Genomic DNA, 24961 nt, shown 5'->3' on the forward strand with positions numbered 1-24961 from the left:
CCCGCGCCATGTAGTCCGCGACGCGGACTGGCGGTTCAGCCCAGCAGGCGGCGGATGGTGTTGAGCAGCAGCTGCGGCTCGAACGGCTTGGCCACGTGCGCGTCGAAGCCGGCGTCCAGCGCCATGGCGCGGTCGTCGGGCCGGCCGAAAGCGGTCAGCGCGATGGCCGGCAGCCGCGTCAGCCCATCGTCCTGCTCCTGCGCGCGCCAATGGCGGATCAGCGCGTAGCCGTCCTTGCCGGGCAGGCCGATGTCGCTGAGCAGCAGGTCGGGCCGCTGGGCCTGCAGCGCCGCCAGGCCCATGTCGTGGTCGCCCGCGATGCGCACCTGGGCACCGCGGTCCTCCAGGATGTGGCCCAGCATCTCGGCCGCGTCGCGGTCGTCCTCCACCACCAGCACCTGGCGGCCGCTCAGGCCGGCCAGTGCGGCATCGTCCAGCACGCCGGGCTGGGTGTCGGGCGTGGGACTGCCATCGGCCCCGCCGGGCTGCAACGGCAGCCACACGCGCGCCGTGGTGCCGGCGTCCAGGCCCGGGCTGCTCAGTTCCACGCCGCCCCCGTGCAGCTCGGCCAGGTGCTTGACGATGGACAGGCCCAGCCCCAGGCCGCCGCTGGCACGCTTGCCGGGTGCCTCGCTCTGCGTGAACTTCTCGAACACGCGGTCGAGGAAGGCCGGGGCGATGCCCTTGCCGTGGTCCGTCACCGTGAGTTCCAGCAGTCCCGCATCGCTGGTCAGCCCCACGCGCACGGTGCCGCCCGGGTGGGAGAACTTGATCGCGTTGTTGAAGATGTTCCAGAAGATCTGCTGGAAGCGCGCGGGGTCCAGCAGCATCGGGCCGGTCGGCCGCAGGTCCAGCTCCAGGCGCAGTTCGCGGCTGCTCAGCTGCTGGTGCATCGCATCGATGGAGGACCGCACCAGCGCGACCGGATCGGCCGTTTCGCGCTGCAGCGTGAGCTTGCCGGAGTTGATGCGCGACACGTCCAGGATGTCCGAGATGATGCGTGCCTGGGTCTGCGCGTTGCGGCGGATGGCGTCCAGGCCCTTGGCGATGTCCGGCGCCTGCGGCTTGCGCAGCAGCACGTGCACGTTCATGAGGATGGCATTGAGCGGGTTGCGCAGCTCGTGCGAGAGCACGGCGACGAAATCGTCCTTGGTGCGGCTGTGGCGCTCGGCATTGGCGCGCGCGGCCTGCTCGCGTTCCAGCAGCAGCTGCTTGTAGCGCTGCTCGCTCACGCGCAGCTGCTCCTCGGCGATGCGCGCGCGGATCAACGCCTGCAGCGTGGCCACCAGGATGGGGGGCTCGACCGGGTGCTCCAGGTAGGCGTCGGCGCCGGAGTTCAGGCCGGCCACCTTGTCCGAACTCTCGATGTAGGTGGCCGACAGGTGCAGCACGGGCAATACCACGGTCTCGGGCAGTTCGCGCAGCATGCGGCAGACCGTGAAGCCGTCCATGTCGGGCAGATGCACGTCCAGCACCACGGCCGAGATGCCGCCGGCGCGGGCGCGGTCCAGCCCTTCGGCACCGGTCACGGCCTCCAGCGTCTGGAAGCCGGCCGCATGCAGGATGCGGCAGGTGGAATAGCGGGTGGCGGGGCTGTCGTCCACCACCAGCACGGTGTGCTGCGAGCGGTCGATGGTGGTGCTGACCTTGTGCATGCCGCGGCTCCTTCAGGAAGAGGTGGCGTCACCCACGGGCGCACCGCGCAGAGGGATGCGCACATGGAAGGTGGAGCCCTGGTCCGGCACGCTGTGCATGCCCACGCTGCCGCCCAGCAGCTCGGCCAGCCGCTTGGACAGCGACAAGCCGAGGCCGGTGCCGCGCAGGCTCTTCTGGATCGGCGAGTCGATCTGCGAGAAGTCCTGGAAGATCGCGCCGTGGTATTCGCTCGCAATGCCGATGCCGGTGTCGGCCACGGCGAAGCGCACCCAGTCCTCCCCGTCCTCGGACACGCGCAGCGCCGACACGCGCACCTCGCCGCGCTGCGTGAACTTGAGCGCGTTGCTGATGTAGTTGCGCAGGATCTGCGCGAGCTTGCGGTCGTCGCTGAAGACCTGGGGCACGTCGATCGGGTCCTCGAAGATCAGCGACACCTGCGGGTTGGTCAGCACCGGCTTGAACATGCCGCGCAGTGCCGCGAACAGGTCCACCATGTCGAACCAGCCCGGCGACACGTCGATGCGGCCGGCCTCCACCTTGGCCAGGTCCAGCAGGTCGTTGACGATCTCGGAGAACTCCAGCGCGTTCTGGTGGATGAACTGCACCTGGCGTTCCTGCTCGGCCGTGAGCGGGCCGTCCAGCCGGTCCAGCAGCAGCCGCGTCATGCTCTGGATGGCACCCAGCGGCGTGCGGAACTCGTGGCTCATGTAGGCCAGGAAGCGGCTCTTGAGTTCGTTCGCGTGGCGCAGCTCGGCGGCCTGGGTGTCCAGCTCGGCGTACAGCGCCAGCACGCCGCGGTTGGTCTCTTCGAGTTCCTCGGACAGCTGCGCCACCTGCGCCTGCGCGGCGGCCAGCTGCTCGGCCAGTGCGGGCTCATCCATGGATGCTCCTTTGCAGCACGAAGACGGTGGCGTCGTCGCGGCCGCGCAGGTTGCCGCGCACCAGCCAGGCGGCCAGCAGGGCGGGGTCGCGTGCCACCAGGGGCGCCAGCGGCTCGGCCTGCCAGCGGCTCTGCAGCCCGTCGCTGTGCAGCACGGCCACCGCATGCGGCGGCCACGCGGTCTGCACCGGCTCGAAGCGGCGCACCTGCACACCCAGCGTGCCGTGCTGCGGTGCCAGGCTCTTGCTGTGCGTGCCCGAGACCAGCCGCGTGGCGATGTTGCCGGCCCCGGCCAGCCGCAGGCTGGCCGGCTCCAGCAGGGCCAGCGAGCCGGCGGCACCGCGCGTGATGCGCAGCGCCGCATGCATGCGGTCCAGCTGTTCTGCCAACGGCGCGAACGGCGCCCGCGTGAATTGCGCCACCGCGGCCTGCGAAGCCGCGGCCGCCTGCGGGCCATGCCCCAGCCCGTCGGCCACCAGCACGGCCGCACGGGCGCCGTCCAGTGCCAGCGCCCAGGCATCGCCACAGGCCTGCTCGCCCGGCGCGCAAAGCATCACCGCACCCCAGCGGAAGGCCGCGGGCGGGCGCCTGTGCCCCTCGGGCCGCACGCGCGCCAGCACCACCGTGCCCACGCCCGACTCCGAATGCAGGTCGAAGTCGCTGGCCAGCCGGCGCACGGCGCCCAGGCCTGTGCCCGGCGTGCCGCCGGTGGAATAGCCATCGACCAGCGCACGCGCCGGGTCGGCAATGCCGGGGCCGTCGTCCAGGGCCAGCACCTCGACCTCGGGCTGGCCGTGCTGGCGCTGGGCGATCAGCAGCCGGCCGGCGCGCGTGTGGCGCACCAGGTTGCTGCCCAGCTCGGTGACGACCAGCGCGAGCCGGCCTGCCGTGGTGGCATCGAGCGCGAGCCGCTCCGCGAGCGCCGCGGCATGCCGGCGCGCCTCGCCGACCCGGCTGGCGTCGCCCATGGGGAACAGCACATGCGGCGTGCCGGGCAGGATCACTTCCATCGCGTCACGCTCACGCAGGTGCCCTCGCCGACCGTGGACTGGATGTCGAAATCGTGCACCAGCCGCCGGCTGCCTGACAGGCCCAGGCCCATGCCCTTGCCCGAGGTCCAGCCGTCGGTCAGCGCCTGGGCGATGTCGGGGATGCCGGGGCCCTGGTCGCGAAAACGCAGGCGCAGGCCGCGCCGCACGCCTTGCTCGACCACGTCCCAGGCCATCTCGCCGCCGCCGCCGTAGGTCACGGTGTTGCGCGAGAGTTCACTCGCGGCCGTGATCATCTTGGTCTGGTCGACCAGCGAGAAGCCCAACTGCTGCGTCAGCTTGCGCACCAGCTGGCGGCTGGCCACGATGTCGGGTTCGCTGCGCAGCGGCAGCTGTCCGCTGGGCTCAGTCGCGCTCAAGGGATTCTCCGCGCTGGCCCTGCGCGAGCAGCTGCATGCCGCGCTTCACGTTGAGTGCCGTCTTCACGCCTTCCAGCGACAGGCCCAGCTCGACCAGCGTGATGGCCACGGCCGGCTGCATGCCGACGACCACCGTGGTGGCGTCCAGCACGCGCGCAATTCCCGAGATCGAGGCCAGCATGCGGCCGACGAAGGAGTCGACGATCTCCAGGGCGGAGATGTCGATCAGCACACCGTTGGCGCCGGTGGCCTCGATGCGGCTCGCCAGGTCGTCCTGCAGCTGCACGGCCGTCTGGTCCTCCATGTCGACCTGGATGGTGACGAGCAGCGCGCTGCCCATCTGCAGGATCGGGATGCGGTACATGGCGAGGGCCGCTCAGGCGGTGCGCGCGACGGTCCAGCCGCCACGCTTGAGCGCCAGCGCCAAGGCCGCTGCCAGGCTGGCCTTGGTGGTCACGCCCTGCAGGTCCACGCCCAGGTGCACGATGGTCTGGGCGATCTGCGGCCGCACGCCGCTGATGATGCAGTCCGCACCCATCAGGCGGATGGCCGTCACCGTCTTGATCAGGTGCTGCGCGACCAGCGTGTCCACGGTCGGCACGCCGGTGATGTCGATGATGGCCAGCTCCGATTCGGTCTCGACGATCTTTTGCAGCAGGGCCTCCATGACCATCTGCGTGCGGCTGGAATCCAGCGTGCCGATCATGGGCACGGCCAGCACACCCTCCCAGAGCTTGATGACGGGCGTGGACAGCTCCAGCAGCTCCTGCTGCTGGCGCGCGATGAGCTCCTCGCGTGTGCGCTGGAATGCCGTGGCCGTCCACTGCGCCATCGCGTCGAGCTTGGTGGTCACGCTGACCACGGCCTGCAGCAATGTCTGGCTGTCCTGGCCCAGGCGCTGTTGCAGAGCGGCAAAGATCGGCAGCTTGAGCGCCAGCAGGAAGGCGCTGGTGTCGCCCGCGCTCTGGCCCTGGGCCGCGCGCGAGGCCGACAGGGCTTCGAGCAGCCGGCGCGCGTCGGACCAGCCATCGGACCGCAGGTCGTCGGGCGCATCGCTCTGCAGGGCGTGCGCCAGCGCGTCGAACAGTTCTTCCGCCTCCTCGCGGGTGGCGGCACTGGCGCGGTTGCCGTGCGTGGCGGTGGTCCACGTCTTGAGCAGGGCGGCGCGCTCGTCCTTCAGCAGCGCGATCAGGGTGTGGTCATGGGAAGCCATGGAATCCTCGGGGGTGCTTGTCGGTCCGGCTGGGCACGGTGCGGCGCCGCCGGTGTTTTTTTCGCACATAAATTCTAGAAGTCGCAGGCGGCGTTCGGCGGTGGCGCGCGCAAGTCGCGGCGTTGTCCTGCAAACAGGCTGCGCGCCCACCCTCAACGCCGGCTGCGGCGGGCCTGCAGCATCGGTGCGCTTCGCGGGCCCACGCGCAGCGCCGAGCACAACGACACAAGAGGTAGCGTCCATGGATGCACGACAGGAGGAGGCCCCGGAGCCGGTCGCCGCGGCGCCCGCCCCAGAGGGCGGGCACGCGCTGCCCGACGCCGCGGTGGACATGCGCAGCGCCGCACTGGCCGTGATCGCCGTGCTGGCCTGCGTGTTCGCGCTGCGCTGGGCGGCGCAGGTGTTCATCCCGCTGATGATGAGCCTGCTGCTCACCTACGCGCTGTCTCCGGCGGTGGAGCGGCTCGCGCGCTGGCATGTCTCGCGCTGGATCGGTGCGGCGCTGGTGCTGCTGGCGCTGCAAGGCGCCATCGCCTTCACGGGCTACCGGCTGGCGGGCAGCGCCGGCGCGCTGCTCGACGCGCTGCCCGTGGCGGCGCAGAAGCTGCGCCTGCACGTCCAGGCCAGCCAGCGGCCCGGCGACGTGAGCGCGCTGAGCACGGTGCAGAAGGCCGCGGCCCACCTGGAACAGGCGGCCGAGGGCGCGGCCGAGCCGCCGCGCCGCGGCGTCCAGCGCGTGACCATCGAGCGGCCGCGCTTCAATGTGCGCGACTATCTCTGGACCGGCACCATGGGGATCATCAGCATGGCGCTGCAGCTCACGCTCGTGACCTTCATGACCTATTTCGCGCTGGCCTCGGGCAGCATGTTCCGGCGCAAGCTCGTGCGCATCAGCGGGGCCGGCTTCAGCCGCAAGAAGATCACGGTGCAGGTGCTGGACGACATCGTCGGCCATGTGGAACGCTACCTGCTGGTGCAGATCCTCACCAGCGCCATCGTCGGCCTGGCCACGGGGCTGGTGTTCTGGGCCTTCGGGCTGGAGAACGCGGCGGTCTGGGGCATCGTGGCCGGCGTCACCAACCTGATTCCCTACCTGGGCTCGCTGCTGGTCATGGTGGGCGCCGGCCTGCTGGCGCTGCTGCAGTTCGACAGCTACGAGATGGCGTTGCTGATCGCCGGCAGCTCGCTGGCCATCCACACGCTGGTGGGCCAGTTGCTGGTGCCCTGGCTCACCAGCCGCACCAGCCGCATGAACCCGGTGGCGGTGTTCGTGGGCGTGATCTTCTGGGGCTGGCTCTGGGGCGTGCCGGGCCTGCTGCTGGGCATCCCGATCATGATGGTCATCAAGGCCATCTGCGACCACGTGGAGGACCTGCAGCCGGTCGGCGAGCTGCTCAGCGATTGAAGCCGTCGAGCAGTGCGATCAGCTGGTCGGGGTCCAGCGGCTTGACCAGGTGGTGGTCGAAGCCCGCCTCGGCCGTGGCCTCGCGGTCGCGCTGCTGGCCCCAACCGGTCAGCGCCACCAGCAAGGTGCGCTGGCCCGCTGGATGCCGGCGCAGGCGGCGCGCGAGCTCGTAGCCGTCCATGCCCGGCATGCCGATGTCCAGGATGGCCAGGTCGGGCCGCAGCCGCGTCAGCAGCTCCAGCGCCTGGGCGCCGCTGTAGGCCACGGCCGTGGCCATGCCGACAGCCTGCAGGAACTCGGCCAGGCTGTCGGCGGCGTCGTGGTTGTCGTCGACCACGAGCGCGGTCAGCGCCGCCGTGCTCGCCGCTGGCACATCGACGGGCGTCTGCACCGCTGGCGCCGCCTGCAGCGGCAGGCGCACCGTGAATGCGCTGCCCTGGCCCAGCCCTGCGCTGTGCGCCACGATGCGGCCGCCGTGCAGTTCGACGAGGCTGCGCGCCAGCGTGAGCCCGATGCCCAGCCCGCCCTGCGCGGCCTTGGACGCGCCGCTGGCCTGCACGAACATGTCGAACACCGTGCCCAGCAGCTCCGGCGCGATGCCGATGCCATCGTCCTGCACGCAGACGACGGCCTGGCCGTCCTGCGCCTGCGCGCTCAGCACGACATGGCCGCCCGCGGGCGTGTACTTGGCGGCGTTGTTGAGCAGGTTGGAGAACACCTGCGTGAGCCGCACGCTGTCGCCTTCGACCGGCAGCGGGCCGTCGGGCAGCTGCAGCGCGAGCTGGTGCTGCGCGGCGTCGAGCAGCGGGCGGCTCAGATCCAGCGCGTCGCGCAGCACCTGGCGCAGGTCGATCGCGCCCATGTCCAGCTCGATCCTGCCGCGCGTGATGCGCGAGATCTCCATGAGGTCGTTGACCAGTCGCACCATGTGGTCGATCTGGCGCCGCATCATGTCGTAGTGGCGCAATGCCTCGTCGGGGCCGGGCCGCTTGCGCTTGAGCAGCGTCAGTGCGGTCTGCAGCGGCGCCAGCGGGTTGCGCAGTTCGTGTGCCAGCGTGGCCAGGAATTCGGTCTTGCGCTGGTCGGCCAGGCGCAGGCCCTCCAGCGTGGCGCGCAGGTCGTACTGGCGCGTGCGCGCGCGCAGGGCCGAGCGCACCGAACTCACGAACGCCGCGACCCGCATCGGCCGCTCGATCACGGTGACGTTGGCCACGCTGTCCATGGCTTCGGCCACGGCGCGCGAATCGGCGCCCTGGCGCGCCAGCACCAGCACCGGCAGGTCGGACCATGGCGGTTGGCGTTGCAGAACGTAGGCGAGCCCTGCCGCGGCCGGATCGGCCAGGGCCTCTTCGGCCAGCACCAGCGCACCGACGCCCCGCGCCAGTTCGTCCACGAGTTCGGCCAGCGTGCTGCAGGTCTGCACCTGCACGTCGGCGCGTTCGAGCACGGCCCGCGTCATCAGTGCGTCCTTGGCCGTCGCGGCGCGCATCAGGACACGGCGCTCGAGCGCGTCGGTACCTTCGCTCATGGAGGGCTGCTGGGTGGCACATCGACGGGGACCGGAACGCCGGTCAGGATGCCGCGGAAATGGCGCAGGGGCTCGCCGATGCGGATGCCGGTCGCGGTCAGCGAGAAGTCGCGGATGCTGCGCTCATGCTGGCCGCTGCGCTTCTTGACGACCGAGATTGCCTGGCGGACCTCGCCGGCCATCTCGAAGTAGCGCAGCAGCACCACGGCGTCGGCCAGGTAACTGGCGTCCACGGCCGAGGTCATGTTGGAGCCGATCAGCCCGTGGTGGGCCGCGATCATCAGGGTGGCCACGCCGCGCTGGCCCAGGTAGGTCAGCAGCTCGTGCAGCTGCACGATCAGGAAGCGCTCGTCCGGCATGGCGTTCAGGTAGCCGTTCAGGCTGTCGATGAGCACCACCTGCGCCTGGTGCGCATGGACGGCCTCGCGCACGAGGTGCACGAACTCCCCGGGCGACAGCTCGGCCGGATCGATCTGGCGCACGCGGATCAGGCCCGCATCGATGTAGGGCTCCAGGTCCATGCCCATGCCGGCGCAGCGGGTGCGCAGCGTGTGGATGCTCTCGTCGAAGATGAACAGTGCCGCGCATTCACCGCGTTGTGCCGCCGCCAGCGCCAACTGCACGGCCAGCGTCGACTTGCCGGTGCCGGGCGCGCCGACGAACAGCGTGCTGGTGCCGCGCTCCAGCCCCCCGCCGAACAATGCGTCCAGGCCGGGCAAGCCGCTGGGCATGCGCAGCTGCTCCAGCGGCATGAGGTGTTCGGACGCCACCAGACGCGGAAACACCTGCAGCCCGCCGCGTTCGATCTTGTAGTCGTGGTAGCCGGTGCGAAAGCTCTGGCCGCGGTACTTGGTGACGATCAGGCGCCGGCGCGTGGCGCCGTAGTCCGAGTTCAACTGGTCGAGCCGGATCACGGCGTGCGAGATGCTCTGCACCTGCAGGTCGTGCTCCATCGCCGTCATGTCGTCGAGCAGCAGCACGGTGCAGTTGCGGCCCGCGAAGAACTGCTTGAGCGCCAGGATCTGGCGCCGATAGCGCAGCGAGTTGCCGGCCAGCAGCCGCAGTTCGGACAGCGAGTCGAACACCACGCGCTGCGGCCGCAGCTGCTCCACGTCGGCCAGGATCTTGAGCGTGGTCTCGCTGAGTTCCACCTCGGAGGGATGGAACATGGTGTATTGCTCCTCGGGCTCCAGCGCATCGTGGCTGGGCAGCATCTCGCGCACGCGCACACCGCTCAGGTCCCAGCCGTGCGAGCGCGCCACGCCGGCCAGTTCGTGCGCGGTCTCCGACAGCGTGACGTAGAGCACCGATTCGCCGAGCCGCGCGCCCTCGATCAGGAACTGCATCGCGATGGTGGTCTTGCCCGCGCCCGGCGAGCCCTCCAGCAGGTACAGCCGGTTGGAAGTGAGGCCGCCGCCCAGCACGTCGTCCAGGCCGGGCACGCCGATCTGCAACAGGGGGTCGGTGGTCGGGGCGGCGGTGGCAGGGGCGGTCTGGGAAGGATCGGGCACGGCTTCTCCGAGCGTGGCGCGGTGGTGATGGCCGGGGTTATAACCGCGCGCGCCGTGCATCGCAGTCGGTCGGCGCCGCTGATGCGGGGCTGCAATACGCTTCGCGCGGTCGTCCTACAAGGGCGCCTGCAAATGGTGACAATGGCCGCCTCGTTCAGGCCCCCCCGGAGACAAGCCGCATGATTCCTGCCTCGCGACTGCTGCCCCTGCTGGCATGTTCCGCCGCCGCGTTGCCCCTGGCCGCGCAGACCCAGTCGCCTGCGGCGCTCGGCGCCGTGGTGGTCACGGCCACGCGCACCGAGGCCGACCCGCAGGGCGTGCCGGCCTCGATCAGCAGCGTGGCCGGCGAGGACCTGCGCCAGGGCCGCGCCCAGGTCAACATCTCCGAGGCCCTGGGCAGCGTGCCCGGGCTGCAGGCGCGCGAGCGCCAGAACTACGCCCAGGACGTGCAGATTTCGATGCGCGGCTTCGGCACGCGTGCCACCTTCGGCATCCGCGGCCTGCGCCTGTACGTGGACGGCATCCCGGCCACCCAGCCCGACGGCCAGGGCCAGCTCTCGCACGTGGACCTGGCCTCGGCCGAGCGCATCGAGGTGCTGCGCGGGCCGTTCTCGGCCCTGTACGGCAACTCCTCGGGCGGGGTACTGCAGGTGTTCACCGAGGAAGGCCGGGGCGCGCCACGGCTGCGGCTGGACACGGCCGCCGGCAGCGACGGGCTGCTGCGCTTCGGCGCCAAGGTCAGCGGCAACACCGGGCCGAACGACAGCGGCGTGGGCTATGTGGTCTCCGCCAGCCGCTTCAGCACGGACGGCTACCGCGAGCACAGCGAGGCAAGGCGCACGCTGGCCAATGCCAAGCTCACGCTGCGGCCGCACGAGGATGGCAAGCTGACGCTGGTGGCGAACCGGGTGGTGCTGCCGAAGGCGCAGGATCCGCTGGGCCTGTCGCGCGCGCAGTGGGAAGCCAACCCGCGCAGTGTGGCGTCTGCGGCGAACCTCTTCAACACACGCAAGACCATGGACCAGACTCAGGCCGGCCTGGTTTACGAGCATTACCTCAGCGAAGCGCATGCGCTGCAGGCCGCGCTGTATGGCGGGCAGCGCGGCACCACGCAGTTCCAGGCCATTCCCACAGCCACGCAGGCCAATCCGCGCCACCCAGGCGGTGTGATTGACTTGGATCGTGACTACGCCGGTGCCGACTTGCGCTGGACTTGGCGCACGGAACTAGCGAATGCGCCGCTCACGGTGGTGGCCGGTCTGACATACGACGGCCTGCGCGAAGACCGGCGTGGATACGAAAACTTTTTGGGCTCTGCTGCCGCCCCGACCCAGCAAGGTGTGCAGGGCGCACTGCGCCGCAACGAGCGCAACCGCGTCAACAACTTCGACCAGTACCTGCAGGCCGACTGGCGCGTGACCCAGCGCTGGACCGTGAACGCCGGCCTGCGCCACAGCCGCGTGCGCTTCGATTCGCAGGACCGCTACATCGTGGGCGTCAATCCTGACGACAGTGGCCAGGCGCGCTACGGCGCCACGCTGCCCGTAGTCGGTGCCAGCTTCGCCATCACGGAAAGCCTGCGCGTGTACGCCTCAGCAGGCAAGGGTTTCGAGACGCCGACGCTCAACGAGCTGTCGTACAGGCCCGACCAGCAGCCCGGCTTGAACTTTGCGCTGAACCCAGCGCGCAGCAAGAGCATAGAAGCCGGCGTGAAACACCGTAGCGCAGCCTTTGGTGAGTGGACGGCGGCCGTGTTCCGTACCGGCACCGAGGACGAGATCGTGACCAGTACTCGGGATGGGCGTGCCACGGCGAGCAATGCCGGTCATACGCGGCGCAATGGGTTGGAGTTCTCGTGGGAGCAGCGTCACCTGCAGCACCTGCGCACGCAGGTCGCGGCCACCTTCCTCGATGCGCGCTACCGCGACGGCGCCAACGCCGGCGCGCGCATGCCGGGCCTGGCCAAAAGCAGCTTGTACGCCAGCGCCGGCTGGGCGCCGCCGCAGGGCTGGCGCGCAGGCGCCGATTGGCGCGCGCTGAGCCGGATCTACGTGAACGATGCCAACACCGATGCGGCCGCGGGCTACGGCGTGCTGGGCCTGTACACGGGCTATGCAGCGCGCTTGGGCAGTTGGCAGCTGGAGGGCTTTGTGCGCGCCGACAACCTGTTAGACAAGCGCTATGCAGGCTCAGTGATCGTCAATGAAACAACAGCTGCCCCATTCGGTCCGCGATTCTTCGAGCCTGCGCCGGGTCGTACATGGCTCGTGGGCCTCTCGGCCACCTTGCCGCTGTAGAACGGAAAAGGGCGCCGCATGGCGCCCCCGTTGCCTGCGGCCCCGGCCGCATCATTTGGTGCCGCTGGCCTTCCCGGTGTCGCCCGTGCTGCCGGGCAGGTCGTTCTTCTGCGCGGCCCCCTGGCGGTTCTTGCGCCAGCTGTCGAACTCGTCGGAGAACTTCTTGTAGCGCTCGCCACGCCAGGATTGGTAGTCCTCGTCCAGGTTGCGCAGCTGCTGTTCACGCCATTGCTGGTAGTCGGGGTCGGGGTGCTGCTGCTGGCGGCCGCCCTGGTAGGAGCCGTAGCCCAGCTGGTCGCCGTAGCCGCCGTAGGTCTGGCTGCCGGCGTAGGGGCCGGCATTGGAGCGGTAGCCGCCGCCACCGCCCTGGAAGCGCCCGTGGCCGTAGCGGTCTTCGTCGCTGCCGTTGGCGCTGTCGTACCGGCGCCAGTCCCGGCCCTCGTCGTAGCCGTGCTCGCCCTGGCGGTAGCTCTGGTTGCGGTAGCCCTGGTCTGCGCCGCCGTAGCCACCGTAGCCGCTGCTGTGGCGCTCGTCGCGGCTGCCGTAGCCCTGGGGGCCCGGGTTGCGCATGTAGCCGGGCCGGTTGTAGCCGGGGTCGGCTCGCCAGTCATGCTGGTAGCCGCCGCTGGGGCCGCCATGCACGTCGGGCGCGCCGGCGCGCCCGTAGCTGGCCTGGGCCGGATCGTGGCGGCCCAGGTCGCTGCCTTCGCGGCGGGCGCCCCAGTTGCGCGCATCGTGCCGGCTGTCCCCATCGCGTTCGCCGCCGTGCTGGCGCTGCTGGTCGGCGTACTGCCCCATCTGGTGGCGGTCGTTCTGTTGCCACGTGTCCTGCTGGTCGTAGCCTTGGTTGCGGTGTGCCATCGTTGCTTCGCTCCTGTGGATGTGCGGTTGCGGGAATCGGCAGTGCCTGCCGTGCTGTGTCTGTAGATTGCGACGCCGGCCGGTCCCTCGGGGCGGGGATCGGCGCCAAGCTCCGGTAGGACGCTTCCGACCGGTGTCAGCCGCCGGGCGTCGATGCGGCCGGCGCCGGTACCGAGGTGCCTGGCGCGCTGGCCGGTGGAATGGCCGGTGGGGCAGATGCCGGGTTGCCGGCCGGATCCGGCGTCGGCGCCGGCATGGTGCCGCCGGTGCCGCTGCTGCCTGCCGGCGTGTCGGTGCCAGGGCTCTTGCCGGTGCCGCCCGTGCTGTCGGGCGCGCTGGGCACCGTGGTGGGCGTACTGGCGCTGGTCGCTGGCGGATCGGCGCTGCTGCCGGCCACGCCTGGCGTTGGCGCTTCGTTGCGTTGGCATGCCGCGAGCAGCGTGAGCAGGGCGATCGCGCCTGCAGCGCGCAGCGCGCCGGCCTGAGGGAATCGGGTCATGGTGGGTCTCCGGCAGTGTGGCGTCACACCATGCTCGGGCCGACCGGGGCCGCGTGATGTAGGACATCCGCGCCGCGTTCTCCCGGCACGGGGCCGGCAGCGGCGGCCTACGGCAGCGTGCCCAGGCCGGGCGCCGCCGCCGTGGCCTGCGGCGCGCGCGGCAATGTGACGCCGAAGCGCGTGCGCCCTGCCGCTGACTCCACCTGCAGCTGCCCGCCATGCGCGCGCACGATCTCGCGCACGATGTACAGGCCCAGGCCCAGGCCTTCGTTGCGGCTGGCAGTGCGCCGCGAAGGCGCCTCCTCGGCGCGCGCGCGGCCGCTGCGGAAGGGGTCGAAGATGTGCGGCAGCACGTCGGCCGGGATCTCGCCACCGTTGTGCACCGACAGGCGCACTTCGGCGGCATGGCTGCCGTCCAGCTCCACCTGGACGGGAGCCTCGTCGCCGTGGCGCAGGGCATTGCCGACCAGGTTGGACAGCACCTGCGTGAGTCGGTCCTCGTCCCAGTCGCCCTGCAGGTTGCCGTGTCGCTCCAGCAGCACCTGCTTGTCGGGCCGCGTGCTCTGGCGCTCCTGCACCACGCGCTCGGCCAGCGCGCCGAGGTCGAAGCGCTCGCTGGCCATGGACATGCCACCGCCCTGGCGCGTGCGCGCGAGGTCCAGCATGTCCTCGATCATGCGGCCCATCCACTGGCCGCTGCGCAACAGGCGCTGGGCCACGGTGCGCGTGGTCTCGTCGGGCCGGCGCAGCAGCAGTTCGGCGGCCGTGGTGATGGCCGACAGCGGGCCCCGCAGGTCATGGCCCAGCACGGCAGTGAAGAGTTCGTGCAGGCGCAGCGTCTCGGTGCGTTCCTGCAGGTTGCGCGCCAGCTGCTGCTTTTGCCGGTAGAGCTGGAAGAACACGCCGGCCTTGCCGCACAGCACGTGCGGCTCGACCGGCTTGTAGAGGAAGTCCACCGCGCCGGCCTCGTAGCCGCGGAACATGCGCTGCGCATCGCGCGTGCCGGCGGTCACGAAGATGATGGGCACATGGCGCGTGCGCTCCATGCCACGCATCATCTCGGCCAGCTCGAAGCCGTCCATCTCGGGCATCTGCACGTCCACCAGCGCCAGCGCCACCTCGTGGCGCAGCAGCAACTCCAGTGCCTCGGTGCCCGAGCGCGCCTGCAGCACCTCGACCTCCTCGCTCTGCAGCAAGGCGGCCAGCGCGAGCAGGTTCTCGTCGAGGTCGTCGACGATCAGGCACTTGATGGGCTCCGGGTGCTCGGCCGGCTGCGCGTCGCGTGCGGCGAAGGGGCGGGGCGGGTTCATGCGGCGCTCCGTGTCTTGGACGCCGCATCCAGCGTGCCCAGCAGCGTGGCCAGCGCGCGCAGCGGCAGCACGAAATCGGCCGGGCCGGTGGCCAGCGCGCATTCGGGCATCAGCGGCATCTGGGCATCGGCCGGGTCCTGCACGGCCGTGAGGCCGCCGGCCGCACGGATGCTGGCCAGGCCCTCTGCACCGTCCTGGTTGCCACCGGTCAGGACCCTGCCCAGCAGGCGCGGGCCGTAGAGCTCGGCGGCGGACTGGAACAGCACGTCGATGGCCGGGCGCGAGTAGTGCACGGGCGCATCCACCGACAGCGCCAGCCGCGGACCGGCGTCCAGCAGCAGGTGGTAGTCGGGCGGCGCGAAGTAGACGTTGCCAGGTTCAATGGGATGCTTGTCCTGTGCCTCCTGCAACGGCACGGCACAGCGCGGCGCGAAGATCTCCACCAGCAGGCTGTCGCGGTCGCGCGGCAGGTGCTGCACCACGAACACCGGCGCGCGCAGGCCGGCGGGCAGGGCGGGCAGCAGGATCGACAGCGCCTCGACACCGCCGGCCGAGGCACCGATCACGACGGCGTCCACACGTTGGGCCAGAGAGTCCATCGTCAATTGCTCTTCTGGTAGATGCGCTCTTCGCGCACGAATTCCGTGAACGCGTTGGCCGCTGCCGAGAAGCGCAGCGATTCCTTGCTGCCCAGCCCGAGGAAGCCCTTGCGGCACAGCGCGTCGCGGAACAGACCGAGCGCACGGTCCTGCAGCGGCCGGTCGAAGTAGATCAGCACATTGCGGCAGGAGACCAGCTGCATCTCGGCGAACACCGAATCGGTGGCCAGGCTGTGGTCGGAGAACACCACGTTGCGGCGCAGGCTCTTGTCGAACACCGCGCGGCCGTAGGCGGCCGTGTAGTAGTCCGACAGCGAGCTCTTGCCGCCGGCGCGCTGGTGGTTGAGCGTGAAGCCGGCGATGCGGTCCAGCTCGTACACGCCAGCCTCGGCCTGCTGCAGCGCCTGCGGGTTGATGTCGGTGGCGTAGATCAGCGTGCGCTCCAGCAGGCCTTCCTCGCGCAACAGGATGGCCAGCGAATAGACCTCCTCGCCAGTGCTGCAGCCGGCCACCCAGACCTTGAGCGAGGGGTAGGTGCGCAGCAGCGGCACCACCTCGCGCCTGAGCGCGAGGAAGTAGTCCGGGTCGCGGAACATTTCGCTGACCTGCACCGTGAGGTAGTCCAGCAGCGCCGGAAAGAAGTCGGTCTGGTGCAGCACCTTGTCCTGCAGCTGCGACAGCGAGGTGCACGAGAAGCGCCCCATCGCGGCCTTGAGCCGGCGCCGCAGCGAAGCCTGCGCGTAGCCGCGGAAGTCGAAGTGCCAGCGCAGGTAGATGGCGTCCACGAGCAGGCCCATCTCGATGTCGAATGTGCGGTCGGACATCGGGCATGTCACCGTTGCGTTGCACGGCACAAGGCCTGCAACGTACAGAGCCGCGTCGCCCGCAGCGGTTCGAAAGGCCGCGGAGCAGGCCATGCAAGGGCAGCCGCGGAACTGGCTCTGCCAGGCCGCCGGGGAGGTCTTGCAGACCGCGCCGTGCCAGTGGCCCGGCTCCTCGCCAGGCACAAAAGGTCCACTGGACCTTTTGTGTCCGGGCTCGGCCCCCGCCGCGCAGCAGAGGGGGGAGCGGCGAAGCCGCTTGGGGGGTGTTTCATTTCGGCATCCAGACGCGGAGCAGGGAGAGCAGCCGCTCCACGTCCAGCGGCTTGGCGATGTAGTCGTTGGCACCGGCGGCCAGGCATTTCTCCTGGTCGTCGCGCATGGCCTTGGCGGTGAGCGCGATGATCGGCAGCTTCTTCCATTGCGGCTGCTTGCGGATCTCGCGCATGGCGGTCAGCCCGTCCATCTCGGGCATCATGATGTCCATCAGCACCAGGTCGATTTGGGCCTCGGCGTCGGCCTTGTCGGCGCGCGTGCGTTCCAGCGCGGCCAGGGCTTCCAGGCCGTTGCGCGCCAGCGTGATCTGCGCACCCTTGGGCTCCAGCACGCTGGTCAGCGCGAAGATGTTGCGCACATCGTCCTCCACCACGAGGATGCGGCGGCCCTCCAGCGTGGCATCGCGGTCGCGCGCCAGGCGCAAGAGGCGCTGGGCTTCGGCCGGCAGCTGCGACTCCACCTGGTGCAGGAACAGCGTGACCTCGTCGAGCAGCCGCTCGGGCGAGCGCGCGTCCTTGATGATGATGGACTTGGAGAAGCGGCGCAGCTGCTGCTCCTCCGTATGGGTCAGCGAGCGGCCGGTGTAGACGATCACGGGCGGGAAGGCCGTGCCCTCCTGCGCCGCCATCTGTTCCAGCAGCTCGTAGCCGGACAGATCGGGCAGGTTCAGGTCCATGATCATGCAGTCGAAGGTCTGCTCGGCCAGCGCGCGCAGCGCGGCGGCGGCGTCGGCCGCCGCGCGGATCTCCACGTCGGGTCCGGCCAGCAGCTGGCCGATGCTCTCGCGCTGGCGCGCATCGTCCTCGACCACCAGCACGCGGCGGATGCCTTGCGAGATCTTGGCCTCCAGCCGCTGCAGCGCCTCCACCAGCTGGCTGCGCTTGACGGGCTTCAAGTCGTAGCCGATGGCGCCGCGCTCCAGCGCCTCCTGCGTGTAGTCGGCCACCGAGACCACGTGCACCGGGATGTGGCGCGTGCGCGCGTCGTGCTTGAGCTGGTCCAGCACCCCGAGGCCCGAATGGTCGGGCAGGTTCATGTCCAGCAGCACGGCGCTGGGGCGGTACTGCAGCGCGGCGGCCAGGCCGTCGGCGGCACTGTGCGTGAGCACGCACTGGAAGTGCATCTCGTGCGCCAGGTCGCGCAGGATGGCGGCGAAGCGCTGGTCGTCCTCGATCACGAGGATCAACCGCGCGCCGGGACGCAGCGCGTCGCGGTCGTCCTGCAGCACCTGGGGCGCGGTGACGGCGGCCTGTGGGGGAACCGACGCGGGCGATGGTGCGATGCTGCGCTGCACGCGTTGCGGTGCCACGGCCGGCACGGGGGCGGGCAGGGCCGCGGACTCGTCGGCCTGGCGCGGCACGTAGCGCGCCGGCAGCGCCAGCGTGAAGGTGCTGCCTGCGCCGGCCTGGCTCTGCACCGTCAGCGTGCCGCCCAGCAGATGGGCCAGGTCGCGCGAGATCGACAGGCCCAGGCCGGTGCCGCCGTAGCGCCGGTGCGTGCTGCCGTCGGCCTGGCGGAAGGCCTCGAAGATGAGCCCCTGCTGCTCCGGCGCGATGCCGATGCCGGTGTCGCGCACCGCCAGCTGCACACCGCCGTCCGGGCCGGCGGCCAGCAGCAGTTCGACCGTGCCGCTGGGTGTGAACTTGATGGCGTTGGACAGCAGGTTCTTGAGGATCTGGCCCAGGCGCTGCGCGTCGGTCACGATCTGGCGCGGCGCATCGGGGGCGATGTCGACCGACAGGCGCAGGCCCTTCTGCCCGGCGGCGGGCTGCAGGCTCTTGGCCAGGCCTTCGAGCAGGCCGGCCAGGCGCACGGTCTCGGCATGCACCTCGACCTTGCCGGCCTCGATCTTGGACAGGTCCAGGATGTCGTTGATCAGGGTCAGCAGGTCGTTGCCGGCCGAGGAGATGGTCTGCGCGTACTTGATCTGCTCGTCCGTGAGGTTGCCGCTCTTGTTGTCGGCCAGCAGCTTGGCCAGGATCAGCGTGGAGTTCAGCGGCGTGCGCAGCTCGTGGCTCATGTTGGCCAGGAACTCGCTCTTGTACTGGTTGGAGCGCTCCAGCTCGGCCGCCTTGGTGCTCAGCACGTCCTGCGACTGCTGCAACTCGTCCTTCTGCACCTGCAGTTGCTGGGCCTGTTCTTCCAGCTGGGCGTTGCTCTGCTCCAGCTCGCTTTGCTGCACCTCCAGCTGAGCCTGGGATTCGCGCAGCGCGCGGCCCTGTTCCTCCAGCTCCTCGTTGGACACGCGCAGTTCTTCCTGCTGGGCCTGCAGTTCCTCGGCCTGGCGCTGGGTTTCCTCCAGCAGCTCCTCCAGCCGCGTGCGGTCGTGCGAGGTGCGCACGGCGATCGCGAGCGTCTCGGACATGCGCTCGAGCAACTGCTCGTCGACCGGCTCCAGCTTGCGCGTGAACCCCAGCTCGAGCACGGCGCGCACGCGCCCGTCCACCTGGGCCGGTGCCACCAGCAACTCGCGCGGATCGGCGCTGCCCAGCGTGGAGTTGATCGGCAGGTAGCCGGCCGGGACGTCGGCCACGCGCAGCGTGCGACGCTCCTTGGCGGCCTGGCCCAGCAGGCCGTCGCCGGGCCGCACCTGGGCACTGCCGGGCGGCGCGGCGAAGCCGGCGAGCCGGCGGAAGCTGCCATCGCGCTCGGCCAGGTACAGTGCCCCGACCTGTGCGTCCAGGTAGCTGGCCAGGTAGCTGAGCACGCTGTCGCCCAGCGTCTCCAGCCGGTGTTCGCCCTGCACGCGTTCGGCGATCCCGGCCTGGCCGGCGCGCAGCCAGACCAGGTCTTCGCGCAGGCGGTGTTCGCGCACCGCGATGCCGGCCGACACCAGGATCAGCACCAGCAGCGTGACCGCGCCACCGCCCTGCACGCGCGAGGAATAGTCCACCGCCTGCTGCCAGTCGGCCTGGCGTTCGGCGCGCCGGGCCACTTCCTCGCGCAGCGCTTCGTCGGCCAGTGTGCGCAGGCCGTCCATGGCGTCCTTGCCGCGGTCGCTGACCACGATGGCCAGTGCTCCTGGCCCGTCGCCCGCGCGGCGCAGCGAGACGGTCTGCGCGAGCTCCTCCAGCTTGAGGTCCGCGTAGCGCTGCAGCCGCTGCACGCGGTCGAGCTGCTGCGGGTTGTCGGCCAGCAACTGCCTGAGCTGCTGGAAGGTGGTGGTCAGGTTCACCCGCGCGTCCGTGTAGGGCCGCAGGTAGGGCTCTTCGCCGGTGATGAGGAAGCCGCGCTGGCCGGTCTCGGCGTCCTTCATGTGCGAGAGCAGCGCGTTGATCTGCTCGATCACGCGCGTGGCCTGCGTCACGCGGTCGGCCGTCGTGGCCCGGTTCTCCATGGCCACGAACGAGAACCAGGCAATGGCGGCGACGGCGGCGATCGCGATGCCGAAGCCGGCCAGACTGGCCAGCGGCAGGGGCCAGCGCGAGCGCTTGCGGGCCGCGGAAGAGGTGGGGGGCGTGTTCACAGCCGTTGCCGGGTGCGGCCGCAGGGGGCGCGCGTGGCGTGGCGTGGCGGGGCAGGGGCGTGGAACATGGGCATGAGGAGCGGGATTCTAGAAACCGAGACGCCGCCTTCTTGTAGGACCAGTCCTATGCGCTTGTCGGAAAGCAGCGGGGCAGGGTCTTCGGGCCTGCCGAATGGGCCTGCAATGCGCCCTCTATACTGCGCCGCCGCCCCATTGCCCGTTGCAAGGACCACCCGCCATGACCTCAGCAGAACAACACCCCGCGCTGGCCGCCGTGCTGGCGGTGCTGGCGCGTGAAACCCAGGCGCCGGTGGCGCCTGCGGTACAGGCGGAGCTCGCCACCATCCTGGCGGCGCGCCGCGATGTGCCGGCCGAACTGGCGGTCGACCAGCGCGAAGTCACCATCCTCGTGGCCGACCTGCGCGGCTTCACGGCGCTGACGGCCACGCAGCCGGCCGGCACCATCGTGACCATGCTGAACCTGTGCCTGTCCAAGCTCTCGGAGGTGGTGTTCCGCTACGAGGGCGTGATCGACAAGTTCAACGGCGATTCGCTGACCGTGCTGTTCGGCGCGCCCACTGCGCGCGAGGACGACGTGTTGCGCGCGCTGTGCTGCGCGGTGGAGATGCAGCTGGCCATGCGCGACTTGAACAACCACTACCTGCGCCGCCAGATGCCCGAGCTGCACCTGGGCATCGGCGTGAACACGGGCATGGTCATGGCCGGGCGCTTCGGCAGCCAGGCCTACTCGGAATACGCCGTGATCGGCAACCAGGTCAGCCTGGCCTCGCGCATCGAATCCTTCAGCCTGCGCGGCCAGGTGCTGATCAGCGAGAACACCTACGCGCGCTGCAACGGCGTGGCCTCGGCCACCGAGCCCAAGGAAGTGTTCGTGGCCGGCAAGAGCCTGCCCGTCAAGGTGCGCGAGCTGATCGCCATCGCCTCGCGGCGCCTGAAGGTGCCGCGCCAGGAATTCCGCCGCAGCCACCGCGTGGAGGTGCGCGTGCCCTGCAGCCTGCGCCGGCTCGACAACGAGCAGCCCGTGGGCGAGCCGCAGCGCGCGTTGATCCGCGACGTGGGCTACCACGGCCTGCTGCTCGAGCTGGAGCGCCCGCTGGCCGTGCAGGACGAGGTGGCGCTGGCCTTCGACCTGACACTGGTGGACTACCAGGTGAACGACGTGCGCGCCCGCGTGGCCAAGGTCAAGCGCGAGGAAGGCCGGCTGCTGGCCGGCCTGGAGTTCACGCACATCGGCGTGGAGACCAACGCCAAGATCCAGATGTTCGTGCAGCTGCTGGTGGGGGCGGGCTGACTGGAACCACCCCCGTTTGGACTTCTCACTGCGTGTAGAAGTCCGATACCCCCTCCAGGGGGCGCCGCCAGCGCCCGGGCAAAGCCCGTTCGCGGCGTCTGCTGGCATGGCCTGCTCCGCGGCCTCCTGAGCCGTGGATGACGCGCCGGTCCCGTGTCCTGAGGGCGGCGCGCGGCGCGTGAGGCCTACAGGCGTGCCTCGCGCAGGTCCGCCGGTGCGCCGCCCAGCAGCTTGGCCTTGAGCGCAGGGTCGGTCGGCTTTTCGCCGAGCCAGACCATCAGCAGCGCGTCGTAGACGGCCCGGTTGCGCATCGGCGCTGCCAGCGGCTTGCGGTTGAGCGCGACCACGGCGCCCACGCCTGGCACCCAGTCCAGTGTCAGCGTGTCGCCGCGGCGCAGGCCACCGGGCCGCCGGCCGATCGTGTTGGCCAGGCTCAGCAGCTGCCCGCGCAGCTCGGCGCTGGCGAAGCGCTCGGACGACAGGTCGCTCATGACGGCTTCGGAGAAGTCGTCGCCGCTGATGTCGCGCAGCGGCACGATGGTCATGCGGCGTGGCCCGTCGGTGGCCAGCACTGCGTCGGTATGCTGCGCGCGGTCGGGCAGGTACAGGCCCATGGCGTAGACCTTGAACACCAGCCGCCGGGCGATGCCCGCGCCGTTGAGTTGCAGATTCTGGCCGCCGACCAGGGCAGATTCCTCCAGCGTCACCTCGCCCAGGTCGACCGCCGGCAGCGCCGGCAGGCAGGCGATGGCGCCGGCCGTGGCGCAGGCGGTGGCCAGGAGCTTGCGGATGCGTCGCAGGGTCATGCTGTGCTCCTCGGGCCGCCTACCAGACCGACAGCGTGCTGGTCAGCACGCGCTGCAGCCAGCTGCGCGAGGCGGCCTCCGAGATGTCGCCCTTGCCGCCGACCTCCACGCGCGCCTGCGCCACGTCGACCGAGGCCACGACGTTGCCGTCGCGCAGGTCCTTGGGGTCGACGATGCCCGAGAAGCGCAGCATGGTGTAGTCGCCGCGCACCAGCACGCTGCGCTCGCCGGCCACCAGCAGGTTGCCATTGGGCAGCACGTTGATGACCGAGGCCGCCAGCTGGCCCGAGAAGCTGCTGGTGTTCTCGGCGCTGCCGCTGCCCTTGTACGAATCGCTGCCCGAGGCCGTGACGTCCAGGTTCAGGATGCCCTTCAGGACGCTCCAGGTGTCCTCGCCGGTGCCAGGGCCCTTGCTCGCCACGGCGTTCTCGCGGCTGGTGCTGTTGGCGATCTTGTTGCTGCTGGCCAGGTTCTCGGCGATGTCGACCTTGAGCGTGTCGCCGATGCGGCGCGGCTTGGCGCGGCCCGCGTACGAGAACACCATGGGCTGGCCGAGCTGGTAGATGGCGCCGTTGTTGACGCGCTCCACGTTCGGCGGCTTGGGGATGGGTGGCGCGTAGCTGGGCTGTACCGGCACCGCGGGCGGAGTCTGGAACAGCGCGCAGCCGGGCAGGGCCAGCGCGACACAGAGCAGGGCGGTCCAGGCCGTGCGGCGTGCCGGCTCAGCAGTTGTTCGGGTCATACGGGAGCTCCTCTTTCGCGCGCTGCGCGACGTTCAGGCATTTGTAGAAGCCGACGTTCTCGGCGCCAGTGACCAGGGCCGTCACGACGGGCGCGATCTTCTGGCGCGTCGTGGCCCATTTGTCGGTGCGCAGGCCGTCGGCCATCACGTAGTGGCTGGACGAGAGCACCTGGCCCTCGCTGGTGCGCAGCGTGAGCGCGGCGGCGCTGATGTAGGGGCGCGGCAGCGGCGTCAGCGGCTGCGTGTCCCATTCGATCCAGGCAGCGTAGTGCAGCCAGACCTTGCAGCCGGGCACCTGCTGCAGTTCCTCGTAGACACGGCTGTCCACGCGGTGGCTGCGCAGCGACTGCTGCAGCGCGGGCACCATATCGGCGACCTCGGCCTGCGGATTGAACGCGATGCACAGCTCGCGCACCGGCGCGTGCGGGTGGTAGACGGTGTGGCTGGCCTCGCTGTCGGCGCGCTCCAGCGCCAGGCTGGCCACGGCACCCGCACCCTTGACGACCTCCCACGCCGGCCAGGGGCTGATGATGCTGCAGCCGCCCGACAGGGCCGCCGCCACGGCGCCGAGCGCCAGCACCATGCGTCGCAGCCGTGGTTCAGATGATTTCATCGATGCCCCGGCTCACGACGTTGGCTGCCATGGCCGCGTACAGGCCGATCTGGCCGGCGGTGGAGGTGATGCCGTCGACCACGCTGGAGGCCGCATCGCCGACGGTATCGGCCGCGTCGGATGCGGCGTCGCCCACGGCATCGACGGCATCGCCGATGGCCGAACCCACCCCGCCGACGAACGATGCGACGCTGTCATAGGCGGCCACGCCCGCGTCGGCGACCGCTTCGATGGCGTCCTCGCCTGCGTCCCAGACGGATGCGAGTCCGTCCTGCACCGCCTGGACCACGGAGGTGCCGCCGTCGACCACGCTGGCGGCCGTGCTGGCCACACCGCGCACGGCGCTGGAGGCGGCGGTGCCCGCGTTCTGGACTTCCTTGCCCAGGCGTTCGAGCCCCTGCGCGCTCAGCGACACGACCGTGCTGGCAGCGGCTGCCGCCGGCTTGGCGCTGGCGAGCTGGCTGCCGACGCGCTGCACCGCCTGGGCCGCGGTCGCCAGGCCTGTCGCCGTGGCCGATGTGATGGGATTCATCCGGTACTCCTTGGGTCGGGTGGTTTGAAGTGGCGGCCTCAAATCGGAAGTGCAACACCCCTTGAAGTAAGGTGTTCACATGCAACCCGCGATCCGATATGACCAGCTCCAGCCCGAAGACCGCATGACGATTGCGAGCTTGCTCCAACGCAACTGCGGCGTACGGGCGATAGCCCGCATGCTGGGGCGCGCGCCATCGACCATCAGCCGCGAGTTGGGGCGCAACACGCCTGCCGACACCGCATACGGTTCGCACCACGCCCAGCTGGCTTGCCGGGCGCGCCGACTCCAGGCGCGCCCTGCTGCCAAACTGTCTGCGGACAGCTTGTCCTGGAGCCTGGTGATGACGTTGCTGGACTGGAAGTGGTCGCCCCAGCAGATCGCCGCTACGCTCAAGCGCACGTTCCCCAACGAGCCCGCCCGCCACGTGTCCCACGAAACCATCTACACGGCCATCTACGCGCTGCCCCGGGGCGAGCTGCGCCGCCAGCTCATCGCCTGCCTGCGTCATGGCCGCAGCACGCGGCTGCCGCGCAGCCGTGGTACCGACCGGCGTGGGCAGATCCCCGAGATGGTCAGCATCCACGTGCGTCCGCCCGAGATCGAGGACCGCGTGATGCCCGGCCACTGGGAGGGCGACTTCATCAAAGGCGCAGGCAACAAGTCCTCCGTGGGCGTTCTGGTGGAGCGCTCCAGCCGCCTGGTGCTGCTGGCCAAGATGGACGACGCCACGGCCAGCTCGGCGCTGGCCGGCTTCACGGCCAAGCTCAACGCGATTGCCGACCCGATGCGCAAGAGCTTCACGTACGACCAAGGCAAGGAGATGAGCTACCACCGGCAGCTGGCCGCCGCCACGGGCGTGCGGGTGTACTTCTGCGACCCGCACAGCCCCTGGCAGCGCGGCACCTGCGAGAACACCAACGGACTGCTGCGCCAGTACCTGCCCAAGGGCACCGATCTGAGCGTGCACAGCCAGGACGATCTGGATGCCATCGCCGACAGCTTGAACGGCAGGCCTCGCGCCACCCATGGCTTCAACACGCCGCTGGCGGTGTTCGCGCACTTGCTGGCCATGGCCCAGCAGGCCCCTGTTCTCGCTCAATAACCACGTGTTGCGCTTCGGTCTTGAAACCGCCAGTGGATGAATCCTAGGGGGCGGATCTGATTTTCTTTCTTGAATAAGGAGTGTGAATGCGCGCCAATAGGGGATTATCGTTTGACGTGAT

General features: G+C 70.3%; 22 protein-coding genes. 4 read left to right on the top strand and 18 right to left on the bottom strand.

The window, feature by feature from the left end; genetic code table 11:
• Positions 1 to 35: 35 nt before the first annotated feature.
• Genes ACSQ4M_RS14970 through ACSQ4M_RS14995 form a run of 6 tightly spaced genes read right to left on the bottom strand, consistent with a single transcriptional unit; the run spans position 36 to position 5157 of the window.
• Complete coding sequence (locus ACSQ4M_RS14970; RefSeq protein WP_436190244.1) at positions 36 to 1655, bottom strand: ATP-binding response regulator; 1620 nt, start codon at positions 1653 to 1655, stop codon at positions 36 to 38.
• 12 nt (positions 1656 to 1667) lie between these two features.
• Positions 1668 to 2537, bottom strand: a complete 870-nt coding sequence (locus tag ACSQ4M_RS14975; RefSeq protein WP_436190245.1) for a sensor histidine kinase — start codon at positions 2535 to 2537, stop codon at positions 1668 to 1670.
• A complete protein-coding gene (locus tag ACSQ4M_RS14980; protein WP_436190246.1) occupies positions 2530 to 3546 on the bottom strand; it encodes an ATP-binding protein in 1017 nt (338 codons plus the stop codon). The genes ACSQ4M_RS14975 and ACSQ4M_RS14980 overlap by 8 nt, the downstream gene beginning before the upstream one ends.
• Positions 3537 to 3944, bottom strand: a complete 408-nt coding sequence (locus ACSQ4M_RS14985) for an anti-sigma regulatory factor (RefSeq protein ID WP_436190247.1) — start codon at positions 3942 to 3944, stop codon at positions 3537 to 3539. The genes ACSQ4M_RS14980 and ACSQ4M_RS14985 overlap by 10 nt, the downstream gene beginning before the upstream one ends.
• A complete protein-coding gene (locus ACSQ4M_RS14990) occupies positions 3931 to 4308 on the bottom strand; it encodes an STAS domain-containing protein (protein WP_436190248.1) in 378 nt (125 codons plus the stop codon). Before ACSQ4M_RS14990 ends, ACSQ4M_RS14985 begins: the two co-directional genes overlap by 14 nt.
• A gap of 12 nt (positions 4309 to 4320) precedes the next feature.
• A complete protein-coding gene (locus ACSQ4M_RS14995) occupies positions 4321 to 5157 on the bottom strand; it encodes an STAS domain-containing protein (protein ID WP_436190249.1) in 837 nt (278 codons plus the stop codon).
• A 241-nt stretch (positions 5158 to 5398) separates the two neighbouring features.
• Between ACSQ4M_RS14995 and ACSQ4M_RS15000 the strand changes: the two genes are divergently transcribed.
• The gene (locus ACSQ4M_RS15000) at positions 5399 to 6562 is read left to right on the top strand and encodes an AI-2E family transporter (RefSeq protein WP_436190250.1); all 1164 of its coding nucleotides are present in this window, start codon (positions 5399 to 5401) and stop codon (positions 6560 to 6562) included.
• Here the strand turns inward: ACSQ4M_RS15000 and ACSQ4M_RS15005 are convergent.
• Both ACSQ4M_RS15005 and ACSQ4M_RS15010 read right to left on the bottom strand, forming a co-directional pair.
• On the bottom strand, positions 6552 to 8090 hold the full coding sequence (locus tag ACSQ4M_RS15005) for a hybrid sensor histidine kinase/response regulator (protein WP_436190251.1): 1539 nt from the start codon (positions 8088 to 8090) through the stop codon (positions 6552 to 6554). The genes ACSQ4M_RS15000 and ACSQ4M_RS15005 overlap by 11 nt on opposite strands.
• Positions 8087 to 9601, bottom strand: coding sequence for an ATPase domain-containing protein (locus ACSQ4M_RS15010; protein ID WP_436190252.1), 1515 nt, complete (start codon positions 9599 to 9601; stop codon positions 8087 to 8089). The genes ACSQ4M_RS15005 and ACSQ4M_RS15010 overlap by 4 nt, the downstream gene beginning before the upstream one ends.
• Before the next feature lie 179 nt (positions 9602 to 9780).
• Between ACSQ4M_RS15010 and ACSQ4M_RS15015 the strand changes: the two genes are divergently transcribed.
• The gene (locus tag ACSQ4M_RS15015; protein WP_436190253.1) at positions 9781 to 11898 is read left to right on the top strand and encodes a TonB-dependent receptor family protein; all 2118 of its coding nucleotides are present in this window, start codon (positions 9781 to 9783) and stop codon (positions 11896 to 11898) included.
• A gap of 51 nt (positions 11899 to 11949) precedes the next feature.
• Here the strand turns inward: ACSQ4M_RS15015 and ACSQ4M_RS15020 are convergent, their stop codons facing one another.
• The 6 genes from ACSQ4M_RS15020 to ACSQ4M_RS15045 all read right to left on the bottom strand — a co-directional run bounded on the left by ACSQ4M_RS15020 (position 11950) and on the right by ACSQ4M_RS15045 (position 19730).
• Positions 11950 to 12759, bottom strand: a complete 810-nt coding sequence (locus ACSQ4M_RS15020; protein ID WP_436190254.1) for a hypothetical protein — start codon at positions 12757 to 12759, stop codon at positions 11950 to 11952.
• Between the two features lie 136 nt (positions 12760 to 12895).
• Positions 12896 to 13258: a hypothetical protein gene (locus ACSQ4M_RS15025; protein ID WP_436190255.1), complete on the bottom strand. Its 363-nt coding sequence runs from the start codon at positions 13256 to 13258 to the stop codon at positions 12896 to 12898.
• A gap of 107 nt (positions 13259 to 13365) precedes the next feature.
• Positions 13366 to 14568, bottom strand: coding sequence for a hybrid sensor histidine kinase/response regulator (locus tag ACSQ4M_RS15030; RefSeq protein WP_436190256.1), 1203 nt, complete (start codon positions 14566 to 14568; stop codon positions 13366 to 13368).
• The gene (locus ACSQ4M_RS15035) at positions 14565 to 15167 is read right to left on the bottom strand and encodes a chemotaxis protein CheB (protein ID WP_436190257.1); all 603 of its coding nucleotides are present in this window, start codon (positions 15165 to 15167) and stop codon (positions 14565 to 14567) included. Before ACSQ4M_RS15035 ends, ACSQ4M_RS15030 begins: the two co-directional genes overlap by 4 nt.
• Before the next feature lie 2 nt (positions 15168 to 15169).
• On the bottom strand, positions 15170 to 15991 hold the full coding sequence (locus ACSQ4M_RS15040; RefSeq protein ID WP_436190258.1) for a CheR family methyltransferase: 822 nt from the start codon (positions 15989 to 15991) through the stop codon (positions 15170 to 15172).
• 268 nt (positions 15992 to 16259) lie between these two features.
• Entirely contained in the window at positions 16260 to 19730 is a 3471-nt protein-coding gene (locus ACSQ4M_RS15045; protein WP_436190259.1) for a response regulator, read from the bottom strand.
• Between the two features lie 238 nt (positions 19731 to 19968).
• On the opposite strand from ACSQ4M_RS15045, the gene ACSQ4M_RS15050 reads away from it, so the two are divergent.
• Positions 19969 to 21042, top strand: coding sequence for an adenylate/guanylate cyclase domain-containing protein (locus ACSQ4M_RS15050; protein ID WP_436190260.1), 1074 nt, complete (start codon positions 19969 to 19971; stop codon positions 21040 to 21042).
• A 185-nt stretch (positions 21043 to 21227) separates the two neighbouring features.
• Here the strand turns inward: ACSQ4M_RS15050 and ACSQ4M_RS15055 are convergent, their stop codons facing one another.
• From ACSQ4M_RS15055 to ACSQ4M_RS15070, 4 genes are read right to left on the bottom strand one after another with little or no spacing between them, the layout of a single operon-like run.
• A complete protein-coding gene (locus tag ACSQ4M_RS15055) occupies positions 21228 to 21848 on the bottom strand; it encodes a chalcone isomerase family protein (protein ID WP_436190261.1) in 621 nt (206 codons plus the stop codon).
• Positions 21849 to 21867: 19 nt separating this feature from the next.
• Positions 21868 to 22590 (bottom strand): flagellar basal body L-ring protein FlgH, encoded by a 723-nt coding sequence (locus ACSQ4M_RS15060; protein ID WP_436190262.1) that lies wholly within the window; start codon positions 22588 to 22590, stop codon positions 21868 to 21870.
• Complete coding sequence (locus tag ACSQ4M_RS15065; protein WP_436190263.1) at positions 22571 to 23203, bottom strand: cell division protein FtsI; 633 nt, start codon at positions 23201 to 23203, stop codon at positions 22571 to 22573. Before ACSQ4M_RS15065 ends, ACSQ4M_RS15060 begins: the two co-directional genes overlap by 20 nt.
• Positions 23190 to 23735 (bottom strand): hypothetical protein, encoded by a 546-nt coding sequence (locus ACSQ4M_RS15070; RefSeq protein WP_436190264.1) that lies wholly within the window; start codon positions 23733 to 23735, stop codon positions 23190 to 23192. The genes ACSQ4M_RS15065 and ACSQ4M_RS15070 overlap by 14 nt, the downstream gene beginning before the upstream one ends.
• Before the next feature lie 91 nt (positions 23736 to 23826).
• On the opposite strand from ACSQ4M_RS15070, the gene ACSQ4M_RS15075 reads away from it, so the two are divergent.
• On the top strand, positions 23827 to 24840 hold the full coding sequence (locus ACSQ4M_RS15075) for an IS30 family transposase (RefSeq protein WP_436194017.1): 1014 nt from the start codon (positions 23827 to 23829) through the stop codon (positions 24838 to 24840).
• Positions 24841 to 24961: the final 121 nt, after the last annotated feature.

Source organism: Pseudorhodoferax sp. LjRoot39 (assembly GCF_964253035.1).
Lineage (GTDB): Bacteria > Pseudomonadota > Gammaproteobacteria > Burkholderiales > Burkholderiaceae_C > Pseudorhodoferax.